10 protein-coding genes are annotated in these 13435 nt (G+C 55.2%); 6 read left to right on the plus strand and 4 right to left on the minus strand.

Annotated features, from left to right (window positions below; genetic code table 11):
* The first annotated feature begins 296 nt into the window (after window positions 1-296).
* Window positions 297-1631 (plus strand): O-antigen ligase, encoded by a 1335-nt coding sequence (locus tag HP062_RS25360; RefSeq protein ID WP_172792248.1) that lies wholly within the window; start codon window positions 297-299, stop codon window positions 1629-1631.
* Between the two features lie 90 nt (window positions 1632-1721).
* Here HP062_RS25360 and HP062_RS25365 read toward each other — a convergent pair whose 3' ends face one another.
* The 3 genes from HP062_RS25365 to HP062_RS25375 form a co-directional block, all read right to left on the minus strand.
* Window positions 1722-2789 (minus strand): hypothetical protein, encoded by a 1068-nt coding sequence (locus HP062_RS25365; RefSeq protein ID WP_172792249.1) that lies wholly within the window; start codon window positions 2787-2789, stop codon window positions 1722-1724.
* A gap of 2 nt (window positions 2790-2791) precedes the next feature.
* Window positions 2792-4243: an MBOAT family protein gene (locus HP062_RS25370; protein ID WP_218585110.1), complete on the minus strand. Its 1452-nt coding sequence runs from the start codon at window positions 4241-4243 to the stop codon at window positions 2792-2794.
* Window positions 4244-4497: 254 nt separating this feature from the next.
* The gene (locus HP062_RS25375; protein WP_172792250.1) at window positions 4498-5538 is read right to left on the minus strand and encodes a hypothetical protein; all 1041 of its coding nucleotides are present in this window, start codon (window positions 5536-5538) and stop codon (window positions 4498-4500) included.
* A 314-nt stretch (window positions 5539-5852) separates the two neighbouring features.
* Here HP062_RS25375 and HP062_RS25380 point away from each other — a divergent pair, with 314 nt between their 5' ends.
* Window positions 5853-6158 carry a DUF6388 family protein gene (locus HP062_RS25380; RefSeq protein WP_077747454.1) on the plus strand — a complete coding sequence of 102 codons (306 nt, stop codon included), beginning with the start codon at window positions 5853-5855 and terminating at the stop codon, window positions 6156-6158.
* 90 nt (window positions 6159-6248) lie between these two features.
* On the opposite strand, the gene nadC is transcribed toward HP062_RS25380, so the two are convergent.
* Entirely contained in the window at window positions 6249-7097 is an 849-nt protein-coding gene (nadC, locus tag HP062_RS25385) for a carboxylating nicotinate-nucleotide diphosphorylase (RefSeq protein WP_172792251.1), read from the minus strand.
* Window positions 7098-7380: 283 nt separating this feature from the next.
* On the opposite strand from nadC, the gene HP062_RS25390 reads away from it, so the two are divergent.
* The 4 genes from HP062_RS25390 to HP062_RS31595 all read left to right on the plus strand — a co-directional run bounded on the left by HP062_RS25390 (window position 7381) and on the right by HP062_RS31595 (window position 13406).
* Entirely contained in the window at window positions 7381-9588 is a 2208-nt protein-coding gene (locus HP062_RS25390; RefSeq protein ID WP_154503034.1) for a DUF1631 domain-containing protein, read from the plus strand.
* Between the two features lie 64 nt (window positions 9589-9652).
* A complete protein-coding gene (gene ampD / locus HP062_RS25395; protein ID WP_010463469.1) occupies window positions 9653-10228 on the plus strand; it encodes a 1,6-anhydro-N-acetylmuramyl-L-alanine amidase AmpD in 576 nt (191 codons plus the stop codon).
* Complete coding sequence (gene ampE, locus HP062_RS25400; RefSeq protein ID WP_010463467.1) at window positions 10225-11061, plus strand: regulatory signaling modulator protein AmpE; 837 nt, start codon at window positions 10225-10227, stop codon at window positions 11059-11061. The genes ampD and ampE overlap by 4 nt, the downstream gene beginning before the upstream one ends.
* A 1640-nt stretch (window positions 11062-12701) precedes the next feature.
* Window positions 12702-13406, plus strand: a complete 705-nt coding sequence (locus tag HP062_RS31595) for a methyl-accepting chemotaxis protein (protein WP_371857853.1) — start codon at window positions 12702-12704, stop codon at window positions 13404-13406.
* The last annotated feature ends 29 nt before the right edge of the window (window positions 13407-13435 follow it).

Consider the following 13435-nt stretch of genomic DNA (forward strand, 5'->3'; position numbering starts at 1 on the left):
AATCACGAACTCGAGATTGTGAATGTGAAGGTGAATGTGTCCTTGAGCAAGTATGTGATCGGTGATGAGGCCGTATGACGAACGGGGGCGGAATTACTGCAGCAGGCTGGCTGGAAACTGAAACCTAGAGAAACATTTTTGCCTGATGTATCCTCGGTGCGCCGCTGACGCTTTTTTCCAAGGATTCGGTACCTTGTGCCGCACCTTGCCAGCAGCACTTAGGGCAGATGCAAAGCTGTTTGGCTTCCTCGATACAGACTTGCATCAGCTCATTTATATTTTCAGGAAGAGTTAGAATGTCTCTCGCGCAAACGCTGAATTATTCAAATACCAGGAGCGGGGTACTTGTACCTGTGATTGGGGCTGCAATGTCGTTACCAATAGTGATGTTTTCGCTAATGGGCTATGATATTAATCCGGCATTTCTGCTTGCTCCTATTATTGGAGTCGCATTTTTGATGACCTTCGGCCGCACTGCGCTTGCGTATATTGCGACAATGGTTTTTGGCCTAATTTCAATATTCGCGGCCAATAAAATATCCCCTGACGGAGATGTGGTTAAACATATTTTTTCACTAGTGTTAATTATGTTCGCACCGTCTTTCTTGTTTCTTGGTAAATATGTCTCTAAAACTCATGAGATAGGAAAAGTTTTTTACTGGCTGTCACTCTTTTCTGCTCTATTTTTGATCGTGGTTACTACCCGCATACTTTACCTTGAGCAGGACGTTCGCATTTATATTGGCACCCAAGGTCTCGCGGCAATGAATGCCGAATTCTTTGGCCTTCCAGTGTTTGCAACGTTTGGCGTTCTGAGCCTCGCACACCTGGTGTGCTTGCAGGCAGTGATTCTTTGCGGAACTCTCATTGGTGGTAAAGCCAGCAAGCCGGTATCAGTATTGCTGTGGGTTGCGCTGTTCTGCGCATCCTTCCTGATCATCGGCAGCGATTCTCGAAGCGCCCAGATTCTGTTGGTGTGGATTCTTGGGGCTGTGGTGGTTTACGCATTCCGTAATGCTGACGCTCGGCGTGCTTGTGTCGTCGTCATTCTCACTATCCTGATGGCGTTTGCGGTGACGTACGCGCGGGGCATGAACGAAAGCCGCATGTTGTCTTCCATTGAAGCTATCAGAACTGATTCTGGAAATGACGTTTTGGCCGGCTACGAGCCGCTCGGTTCGCCGCAGGGCCAAATTGTTGATAAGAAGTGGGAGAAACAGGCCGATCAGTTTGCAACTGGCCGTGTAGAGTTGGCTATCGCTGGCTTTAATGAAGTTAAAGCGAGCCCAATCATCGGCAGCGGGTTCGCTGGCTACGGTCGGTATTCGACAGAGGGGCTGTCCAAGGCTTTGGAAGCTAACACCTCAACCCACGTTTATTACCTTACACTGCTGTGGAAAGGCGGGCTGATATTCTTCATTCCAATTGTGGTGATGCTCCTCCTAAACTTGAAGGCCGCGATAGCCGTAACGAAAACCACTGCCCGCTCTGCTGAGCGATTCTTTGCATGGGCTGCTGTTTTGATGGCGTTCGGACCAATGGCAATGGCTTGGGATATCCTGATCGTACCGAGCGCGGGGGCTTTGGCCTTCTTCCTGTTCGGATTGCTGGCGACAACGAAAAAAGCTTAGCTGCCCCATTAAGTTCAGCCGCCTTCGGGCGGCTTGTTTGTTTAGAAAAAGGGCGAGCATAAGGCCCCGTCGATCTTTTCTGGCAATCCGCTAGTTGGTGGCTCTGGGTGAAGCTGTCAGAGTCGTCTTTGGGAGGTAATCTTTTATTATGGTGTATAGCCTGCTAGTGCGCTCAACCGTGTTCTCACAATTTATATGAAATGCGGTGTCATAAAAACTGGATAAAGGGAAATAGAAGTCATCCGGGTTGCCCACGATAGGAACACCAGCAGCCCTTATTTGCTCCATCATAGTCATCAAAGCTTTGTGGTAGGACTCTTTGTTCGATCGTTCATCTTGAACGGTTACGCTTGGCGCAATGTAAAATGCAACACCTTTGCTTTTGAGCTCTTTTGCGGTATCTGAGAGCAGTTCTAGTACGTTCTTATTGACTTTTGGGTTTTGAGGGATATCAATGCTCACCATATTTGCTATGGGGTGAGTACCGCACGCGCCTTGAATGTCTCCAGAGGAGTTCATGTTAAGGTATGAATAGGAGAACGGTTGCGGGGCGGTTCGATCGATTTTTTCGTATTGGACTCTAATCTCATCCATAGTCAGAGCCCTGCGATAAGGAAACTCCTTCAATACAGCATCTTTCTTGGATTTTACGTCCATGTTTGTGTAAAGAGTCTTCATGTCAATCGCGGACATGTATTTGAGTTTCGTCAAAAAGGGAAGACTATAAAAATAGTCACCATACCAAGCTACCATTTCTCTTAAGATCCAATCCTCAGGCGTTCGGTAGTCTTTGAAGTAGTATAGCCACACCAAGGACATTACGACCGTGTCCCCCTCGCGGGAGTTTTTGATGACCGATTTGGTAAGGGCATCTAACGGAAGGCCGCCATGTAGCGCCATATTGGCAACTGGCATGCCAGTCTTTTTAGATAACAACTCGCTGTTAACGCCAAATACTGTGCTTGAATCGCCAAATAATAATATTCGTTTACCTGGTGTATTGACCCCTACCAGATTCTTATAAGTATTCCAGTTGGCCGCGTCATATCCGGATGGTATCGGCGCGTCAAACTGATACAGAAATGCAGCATAAAACGCACCAAAGGAAACAATGGTCGCGCAAGCCGCAGAAATGATGAATTTTCTATATAGGGTCATGGTCAGAATTGGAAATAGAGGAAAGGGCTGATGACGTTTGTTCCGAAAGTAGACAACATGCTTGCGCCTATCACCGCCACGCAGACGATCCCGGCTGTGACGCAGACCATCGAACTTACTCTATGACCTTCATCACCGTTAATCTGAATTCGTTTATGTAGCAGGTCTAATACCTCATAAACGTTTGGAAATGCCCAGATAATCAGCATTGATATTGAAAAGTAAGCGAGCAATGGCAGAAAGCTTATCGTTTTGAATATGGCCTCCCACGCAACTGGCTCTTCGAAACCCGCCATTGCGACAATTATAGTTTGGGCTGAATGGATGCTCTCGGCGCGGAAGAATACCCATGCGATGACAACCACGCAGAACGTTAGCAAGACACTCGCCGGAATTGTAATCGCTGCAGGAAGCAACCCTGACATCCTTAGGGGGGGCGGTATCTTCTGAAACATATGGTTGATGCATAGATAAGCGCCATGAAGAGCGCCCCAGATGACAAAGGTCCAATTCGCACCATGCCAAAGGCCACCAAGCAGCATCGTGAGCATTAGATTGACCAGGCGGCGTGTTTCTCCCTTTCGATTCCCGCCTAAGGGGATATACAGGTAGTCCCTTAAAAATTGGGACAGTGTCATATGCCAGCGGCGCCAGAATTCAATGATGTTTCGGGCTTTGTAAGGTGAGTTAAAGTTTATAGGGAGGTGGATTCCGAACAACATGGAGAGGCCGACAGCCATATCCGAGTAGCCAGAAAAGTCAAAGTAAATTTGCAACGTATAAGCGATGGCCCCGACCCAAGCAATCATTGGCCCAATCGCCTGTCCAGTGGCGGCCGCATGAAATACCGGGTCCGCATAGGTACTGATGGGATCAGCAAGCAATAATTTCTTACCGAGCCCGACCGCGAATAACGCAACACCAATAGAGATGTTCCTTGACCGGATGCGGTAGATCTCCGGGTCTTTGAATTGAGGCATCATTTGCCCGTGGTGCAAGATCGGACCCGCAATCAGGTGGGGGAACCAGGTTACGAACAGCAGGTAGTGCCAAAAATTGTATTCTTGGGCTTTGCCTTTCCAGGCATCAACGAGGAAAGCGATCTGGGTAAATGTGAAAAAAGAAATACCGAGCGGTAGCACGAGTTCAAGGGTCGGCATGTGGACGCCGGTAGATCGGGCAACCTCACCTAGAAAGAAATTGGAGTATTTGTAGTAGCAGAGCAGCAGTAGATTGCTGATGACTCCAACATACAGGGCTGCCTTAGATTTTGCCCGGGCTCGCTCATGGTTTTTCGCAATGATGTATCCAACGGTGTAGTTGAACACGATCGATGCCAGTAGGAGCGGGATATAGGTTGTGCTCCACCAGCCATAAAAAAACACAGACGCTGCTGCCAACCAAATCGCTGCAAACTCTTTGCCTACAGTGCGTGCCAGAAGGAAAAATCCCAAGAGCACGATCGGAAGAAAGAAAAAATGAATTCAAACGAAGTAAAAAGCATGACATCGCTGTCTCTTATATTTTCGACGCGCGAGTCTACGTGAGTTTAGTCAAAAAAAAATAGCCATTTGCTACCTTGATGAAGCAGAGGAATGCAGTCAGTCGAACCAAAAAAATTGCAATGACGGGGGGGGGAAGGGTGGTGCCCAGAAAAAGCAGGGTTAAATCGGTGTTATGCGATTCCTGTCCAGGCACCGTTCCCTTGTTATTTCACCTTTCTGCTCAAATCTTCCACGGTGCGTTTCAGCTGATCCAGTTGGTTGTCCTGATCGCTGACTTCCCGCTTAAGGCTGGACAGGTCGCTGGAGCTCGAGCTGGAACTCGATCCGGCGCTGCGCTTGAGGTCTTCCACCTGGCTGGCAAGCCTTTTCAAGTCGTTTTCCTGTTCATTGACGGTACGCTTGAGGTCGTTCACTTCGCTGGAGCTTGAACTTGAACTGGAGTTCGAGCCGCCGCTGCTGCGCTTCAGATCGTCCATCTGACTGGCGAGCTTTTTCAGACCGTTTTCCTGTTCGCTCACCGCGCGTTTCAGATCACTCACTTCGCTTGAGCTAGAGCTTGCGCTTGAGCTGGAATTCGAGCTGCTGCTGTGCTTGAGGTCGTCCATCTGGCTGGCGAGCTTTTTCAGTCCGTTGTCCTGTTCGCTGACCGTACGCTTGAGGTCGCTGACTTCGCTGGAACTGGAGCTGGAATTCGAGCTGCTATTGCGTTTGAGTTCGTCCACCGCCTTGGCAAGGTTTACCAAACCGGTGTTCTGTTCGCTGACCGTGCGTTTCAGGTCGTTCACTTCGCTGGCGCTGGAACTGGAGCTCGAACCACTGTTGCGTTTGAACTCGTCCATGGCCTTGGCGAGGTTTTTCAGCGCCGTGTCCTGATCACTGACGGTGCGCTTGAGTTTATCCACTTCGCTGGCAGTCGAACTCGAACCGGACACCGTGTTCTTTTTCAACTCTTCGATGAGCCGCGCCTGTGTACTGACGGTTTTCTTCAGCTCTTCAAGATCTGCCGTATCGGTTTTAACCATTCTTTGTAATTTTTCCACGTCTTCGATACTGAGGCCTGATTTGACCATCACGTCTGTGCCGTAATAGTTGTGGAAAACCAAAAATTTATCGGAAGAGTTTGCGCTGTCGAATTTGTACTCCAGACCGGCTTGAGCCGAATCGGGCATTGCCAGGCTGCCGAGAAGAAGGGCAGCCATGCCGGTTGCAAACAGGGTAGATGGAAGCTTGGGAAAATTGCGCATCACCGATTCCTTGTGAAGTGCCTATATGGCACATCGCTATGACTTTACCTTTTGAACGTTGTTCCTGGGTAGCGAGGGAAAATTTTCAGAAAGGCCGATCAACGGTTTTTTTGTAGATTTGATGTAAAAGTCCATATAAATCGTCGACCAAACGTCCTATATTCGGACGTTGCACACGTACCACTTTGCAGTTTTCAGATGATCCCCGAATGGTTCTGAAGGCCAGACAAACCGGGCTTCACACGGTTTTTTGCGTCAGAGAGATCCTTGATGATCCAGATCCATCTTCCATTCCCCAGATCAGCGAGAACGCCATGACCGTTAAAGAATTGACCCAAGAAGCCAGACACGAAGAAGCGCTTAAAAAGTACCTGCTTGAATCACCCCAGCTAGCGGAAGAGATCAAGGACCTGCCCGCCGACGATCAGAAAGACCAGATCCAGTGGGCGTTCGAGGATGAGGCGGAGTCCCAGGGCTTGCAGCCATGGGAACTGACGCTCAAGTACACCTCGACCCCTGAAGAGTTCGAGGCTGCGCGCCTGGTGCTGCACAAGGAGGCGGCCGAGGTGTTGGGCGTCGAGTGGGAAGAGTACTGCGAGATGAACAATCTGGTGGTTTGAGAGCAGCTTCAGGCTTCAGGCTTCAAGCGGTAAGCTGCAAGTACAAGCAAAACTGCTTGAAACTTGGAGCTTGCCGCTCGAAGCTGCGTTTTAGAGGCTTAAGCGCATCGACAGGTCGACAGCCTTCACATCCTTGGTCATCGCACCAATCGAAATGTAATCCACCCCGGTTTCGGCGATCGGCAGCAGCGTGTTTTCGTTGATACCACCGCTGGCTTCCAGTTTCGCCTTGCCCGCGTTCAGGCGCACGGCTTCACGCATGTCATCCAGGCTCAACTCATCGAGCATGATGATGTCGGCACCCGCCGCCAGGGCTTCTTTCAATTCCGCCAGGCTTTCCACTTCAATCTCGACCGGCTTGCCCGGGGCGATCTTGTGCGCGGCGTTGATGGCCTCAGGAATGCCACCGCAGGCGGCGATGTGGTTTTCCTTGATCAGGAAGGCGTCGTACAGGCCGATGCGGTGGTTGTGGCAACCGCCGCAGGTCACGGCGTACTTCTGCGCCAGACGCACCCCCGGCAGGGTTTTACGGGTGTCGAGCAGCTTCACCTGGGTCTCGGCGACAAAATCCGCCAGGTATTGCGCGCGCGTGGCCACGCCCGAGAGCAATTGCAGGAAATTCAGTGCGCAGCGTTCGCCGGTCAGCAGCGAGCGTGCCGGGCCCTCGAGGTGAAACAGCGCCTGATTGGGTTTCACCCGTTCGCCGTCACGCACCTGCCAGTGCACCGCGACCCGTGGATCGAGTTGCCGGAAAACGGCATCGACCCATGCGGTGCCGGCAATGACCGCGGCGTCGCGGGTGATGATGGTGGCTTTTGCCAGGCGTTCGGCCGGGATCAGCTGTGCGGTGATGTCGCCGCTGCCGATGTCTTCGAGCAACGCACGGCGCACGTTGGCTTCGATTTCGGCGGTCAAATCGGCGAGACGTAGATTCGGCATAACGGGCTCCACAAACAAAGTGGCCCGATTATAGGGCCATGGCGCGAGGCAACCCAAGGCATCAGAGGCGTTCCTCTCACCTGCAAACCTGCATTTGGTCGATTCCCTTGAATCATCGGCGCTAAGTCAACGTCTTTCCTATGCGTCTATTTCGATACGAAGCACAGAGTCTGCTGGTACACGGGAGCGCTTTTGCAAGATAATCCGCCTTGCTTTTGACGTCATGGCTTTGACGTTCGTTTGGATACGACTATTCGTAGAATCACCGTTTCAGGAGGCTTGGATGCACAACGACGGGAATGTAGTGCCTTTGCACAAGGCGGCTACCGGTCAGGCGACGCAATCGCCGCTCGCCCGCCTGCCTGTGATTCTGCTTCAGGTTCGCGACAAGGCCACTCAACAGCTCAGGCATGGCTTGCAGGAGCTGTTTGATAACGCCGACGACACGCTGTTCGAAATGGCTGATCGGGCCCGCAGCGATGTCGAGCAGAACCTCTTTTTCGAAGCCATGCGCGACTTGCGACTCAAGCGGAAAAGCATCGAACGTGGTTTTCTCGAACACTTCTTCGAGGCGTTCGTCAGTCTCTCGCAGCACGACAGCGCCCAGGCGGCCTTGCCTCAGGCATTGGCATTTGAAACCGATGCATTGCCCAATGACGATCTGGAACGCAGCGTCGCGGTGGACGCCATGGTCAGCAAAGTGCTGAACCGCGACGGGTTCGCTCTTGACCAACTGACAGCCCGACTCAGTGCTTTGCTGGGCAAGGCGCTGGACGATGAGCACAACCCGCTGGGGCCTGCGCGGCTCTGCGAGTATTTCTTGCAGGCCTGGCGCAACCTGGGGGTGGAGATCAAGGTCAAGCTGATCATTCTCAAACTATTCGATCGCTACGTGCTCAGCAGCACTGATCAGCTGTACGCCGAAGCCAATCAACTGCTCATCGCGACCGGCGTGTTGCCCGACCTCAAGCCCGCTCCCACGCGGCGAGCCAGCGATCATGCCGCCGCCAGCGCCTATGCCGAACCGATCGAAGTCGGCATCCACTCGGGCCATACACCGGTCGACGATGGCGTGCAGGAAGTCTTTGCCGCGTTGCAGGAGCTGCTGCTACACGTGCGCGGCAGTGTCGCGCCGACCCTCGAAGCCAGTGCCCAGACACAGCCCATTTCCACCCGAGACCTGTTGCGCCTGCTCTCGCACTTGCAGCAATACGTGCCGGCGCTGGCGACCCAGGACGACTTCGATCTGCGTAACCAGCTCGAACAGCTGCTAACCCGGGTCAGCGTCAAAAGCGGCAAGTCGCGCGTGGTCGGCGTGGCTGACGAAGACGTGATCAACCTGATCGCCATGCTCTTCGAATGCATCCTTGATGACCGCAACCTGCCTGACTCCCTCAAGGCGCTGATTGGTCGGTTGCAGATTCCGATGCTCAAAGTGGCGGTGCTCGACAAGAGCTTCTTCAGCCGGGCCAGCCACCCGGCCCGGCGTCTGCTCAACGAAATCGCTGCCGCCGCGATGGGCTGGGGGGAGTGCGATGACCACGAGCGTGACAGCCTGTACCTGCGCATCGAGCAAGTGGTCCAGCGCCTGTTGAACGACTTTGTTGATGATCCGGCGATCTTTTCCGAATTGCTGGCGGATTTTCTCGCCTTCACCAGTGATGAGCGCCGCCGCAGCGAACTGCTGGAACAGCGTACCCGTGACGCCGAGGAAGGCCGCGCCAGGACCGAACTGGCTCGCCAGCGTGTCGAGCAGGCGCTGAATCAGGCGTTATTGGGCAAAGTGCTGCCCCAGGCTGTGGTGGTCTTCGTGCAGGAGGCCTGGAGTAAAGTGCTGTTGTTGACCTGCCTCAAACATGGTGATGCGTCGGCGCAATGGCAGGCCGATGTGCAGACTATGGAGCAATTGATCTGGAGCGTGCAGCGCCATGACGAGCCCGATGCCGGCCTGCGTTTGTTGGCGCTGGTGCCCGGGCTGCTGAAGGCCTTGCGCGACGGATTGAGCAGCTCGGCGTTCGATCCGTTCGCCACCAGTGAGTTTTTCAGTGAGCTGGAAACCTTGCACGTGCAACTGTTCGAGCGCCCGGGTCAGACGGCTGAACAACCCGTCGACCCGCCGGTTATGGTCGAAGTGCTGCAGCAAATCGTGCTGCACACGGCGGACGAAGGCCTGGCCGATGTGGTGTCTGTGCGGTTGCCGGCAGACGATGCCGGTTTGCTTCAGGTCGATCAACTGCGTCCGGGCTGCTGGGTCGAGTTTCAGGAAGACGATGAAAACACCCTGCGTTGCAAGCTGGCAGCGATCATCGATTCCACCGGCAAATACATCTTTGTCGACCGCACGGGAATGAAAGTGCTGGAGCGCAGCCGCACCGGCCTGGCCCTGGAATTTCGCCGTGGCGCGGTGCGGGCGCTGGACGATACCTTGCTGTTCGACCGGGCCCTGGAGTCGGTGCTGGGCAATCTGCGGCGTCTCAATCGCGGCAAGTGATCGCGCCCCGAGGGCCTATCGCGGCATACTGGGCGCCAACACAGTCGTCGTTGAAGGAACCTGTATGCAGTTGGACCCCGCGAGCGGTTGGTGTCAGGGCGTGCGTGTATGCCGCTCGCCCAACTTCAATGCGCGCCCCTCGGGCGAAATTTCCCTGCTGGTGATCCACAACATCAGCCTGCCGCCAGCGCAGTTCGCCACCGGCAAGGTGCAGGAATTTTTCCAGAATCGTCTGGATGTCACGGAGCATCCCTATTTTGCAGGTATTGCTGACCTGCGGGTGTCTGCGCACTTTCTGATCGAACGTGACGGCACTGTTACTCAGTTTGTCTCTTGTCTTGAGCGCGCCTGGCACGCCGGTGTCTCGAGTTTCGAGGGGCGGGAGACCTGCAACGATTTTTCTGTGGGCATCGAACTTGAGGGCACGGATGATCTTCCGTTCGAGGACGCCCAGTATCAGGCGTTGACGACTCTGACCCGACAACTGCAAAGCACATTTACGGCGATCACGGCGCAACGCATCTGCGGGCATAGCGACATCGCACCGGGGCGCAAGACGGATCCGGGACCCGCGTTCGACTGGGCACGCTACCGCGCCGCCTTGGCAAAAGCCGCTTTGGAACAAGAGGAACAACGATGAGTTTTCTGGTGTTGCTGTTGGCCGTCTGGATCGAGAAATTCTCGGCCTTGCGCCATCGGGTCCAACGTGACGGCGGTTGGGTGCGTGAGCTGAACAAGCTTGAAGTCAGCCCGCGCCTGATCGATCGGCCATGGCTGGTATTGGTGGTGCTGGTGTTGTTGCCGGTGGCGCTGCTGGGTTTGTTGCTGGTGGTGCTTGAACCGGTGGCCTACGGGTTGCTGGCGTTGCCGGTGCACCTGCTGGTGGTGATTTACAGTCTGGGTCGCGGCGATTTGCTGGCTGGCCTGGGACCGTTTCGCGATGCCTGGCGCCGGGAAGACCTGCAAGCCGCCGCCCATGTGGCGAAGCGCGACGTGGACATCTGCGCCGATAGCGGCGAGCAACTGCTTGAGCGGGTCGAAGGGCATTTGCTGTGGGAGGCATACCAGAGCTTTTTCGCGGTGATTTTCTGGTACTTCGTGCTGGGCCCGGTCGCCGCACTGAGCTACCGGCTGCTGGCGCTGGCTGAAGAGCACGGGCAGAACCCTGCTGTGGTCGAGCGCGCTGCACAGTTGCGTCATGCGTTTGATTGGGTGCCGGTGCGTCTGTTGGCGGCCAGTTTCGCGCTGGTCGGAAATTTTGTCGCGGTCAGCCGCGTCATGCTGCATGAACTGCTGAACTGGAACATCAGCGCTGCCCAGTTGATCGAGAAAGTTGGCCTGGTGGCTGGCGAAATTCCTGCACCGGTCGTCGGACCGGATGGTATCAACAGCCTGGACCGGATCTGGGAACTGCTGCTGCGCGCGGCGGTGCTCTGGTATGCAGGTTTTGCGTTGTGGACGGTCCTTCCGTAAACCAACGGCTGTCTTGTGTGAACGTCTTTGTGGGAGAGGGGGCTTGCTCCCGCTGGGCGCGCAGCGCCCTCAAACGGCCAGGCGAATATGTCAGGAAAACCCGCTCGCCTGCATTGCGTCTGCTTCGCAGACGAGCGGGAGCAGGCTCCCTCGCCACAAGATGATCATCGATCTCAAGTCCGGCGATCTGCCGTTAACCTTAAGTTACAAAACCCTCAGCCGATTTAAGCTATACAGGGATAGCGCTGAATAGTGGCTATCTGCCGTCGACCCGCGCCTGCCAATAAAAATAAGAATCAAAAGGGAGACTTCCAGTGAAGAGCTTGCTCTATCCCGCCGTCGCGCTGATGAATCGCCTGAGCTTCGGCATGAAGTTCAGCCTGATCAGTGTGCTGTTCCTCGTGCCGATGCTGGTGACCAACTTCTATCTGGTCCGCGACTCCTATCGTGAATTCCAGGGCACACAAGTCGAGCTGCAAAGCCTCGACCTGCTCGGCAGCAGCCTGACCCTGCGGCGTGATCTGGAAACCCTGAACAACCTGGTGCAAATCAACGTCACCCTTGGCCAGTCCGGCAAGGCCGGTAACGTCGAGACGAAGATCAGCACTCTGGAGCAAAGTGTTCTGGCCCGCCTGCAAGGGCTGACGGCGATGACCACTGATCCGGAGCAGATCACGGTTTTCGATGGCAAGCGCGATGAAATGATCGCGGCGTTCAAGGCCCAGCAAGCGGAAAACTCCCTGCAAAGCAAAAGTGGGATGATCGGCAAGTTGCTCGGCAGCGCGCAGATTTTCAGCCAGATCATCGCCAGTCAAGCCGGCCTGAGCCGCGATACCCAGAGCGACATGCGTCAGCTCAGCGAACTCATTACCAACGTCACTCCGCCTGTGACGCAGATCCTGGGCGACGGCCGGGCGATGGGTTCCTATTCGCTTGGGCAAGGTTTTCTGAATTCGTCGTCGAGCACCCGATTTGATGAGCTGCTGGCGCAGATCGAAAAGCTCCAGGGCGAATACGGTCTGAAGCTCAATGATGCATTGGGTTCCAGCAAAGCGGCGCGTGACACCCTGGCCGCCCAGGCCGAGAGCAGCAAGGCCTCGCTGAAAAAGGCCAGTGAACTGTTCGAAGAACAGGTGGTGATGGCCGACACCCTCGATGCGCCATGGCAGGCCTTTTACGACCAGGTCACCGGCCTGATGGACCAGACCTACCAACTCAACGAAGCCACCCTGACATTCCTCGGCACCCAGTTGCAGCAGCGACTGGAGCAGAACCGCACCCATATGATCTTGCAGGCCGTGGCGCTGTCGGTGGTGTTTGTGTTGATTTTCTACCTCTACGGCGGCTTCTACGCCTCGACCCGCACCACCCTCAAACGTCTGGGCGCGACGCTGGACAAAGTTGCAGCGGGCGACATGACCGTCACCTTCCGGGCCGAAAGCCGCGATGAGTTGGGCGAGTTGGGCGAGGTGTTCAACGGCACCGTGAAGAAAATCCATGACCTGATCGAGCGGGTAGGCCAGACCGTCAATGAGGTCGAGCGCCAGGCCGGACAAGTCGAAAGTGTCTCTGCCCAAAGCAACCAGGCGGTGGCGGGGCAGCGTTCGCAGATCGAGCAGGTCGCCACGGCCATGAACCAGATGTCTGCCACCTCCCTTGAGGTGGCGCGCAGTGCCGCCGCAGCAGTCAGCAGTGCCCACAGCGTCAACGACGAAACCATCAGCGGTCGCGGCCTGGTGGCGTCCCAGCAGGGCAGCATCGCGCAACTGGCCAGCGAGATCGATCAGTCGGTGCGGGTGGTCAACCAATTGGCCAGCGACAGTCAATCCATCAGCCGCGTGCTGGAAGTGATCAAGAGCATCGCCGAGCAGACCAACCTCTTGGCGCTCAACGCCGCGATCGAAGCCGCTCGGGCCGGTGAGCAAGGGCGTGGTTTTGCGGTGGTGGCCGATGAGGTGCGGACCCTCGCCAAGCGCACTCAGCAATCGACCGAAGAAATCGAGCAGATGATCACCAAGCTCCAGAATGGTGTCGGCGCGGCGGTGAAAGCCATGGGCGTCAGCCATCAGGTGGCCGATGGCACCGTCGGGCAGTCGGAAAAGGTCCAGCAGGCGCTGGAAAACATCCTCGGTGCCGTCGGCATGATCGTCGACCAGAACCAACAGATCGCCGCCGCGGTGGAGCAGCAGACGGCAGTGGCCCACGACATCGACCAGAACATCGTCGAGATCAACCGCGCGGGTGAACGTACCGCCGAAGGGGCGCACCAGACCGAGGATGCCAGTCGAGCATTGTCGGCCCAAGTGTTGGAACTCAAACAACTGATCAGCGCGTTCCGGGTCTGATGACACACAAGGATCAAATGTGGGAGCAG

It is taken from the genome of Pseudomonas sp. B14-6 (genome assembly GCF_013260315.1).
Taxonomy (GTDB): Bacteria; Pseudomonadota; Gammaproteobacteria; order Pseudomonadales; family Pseudomonadaceae; genus Aquipseudomonas; species Aquipseudomonas mandelii.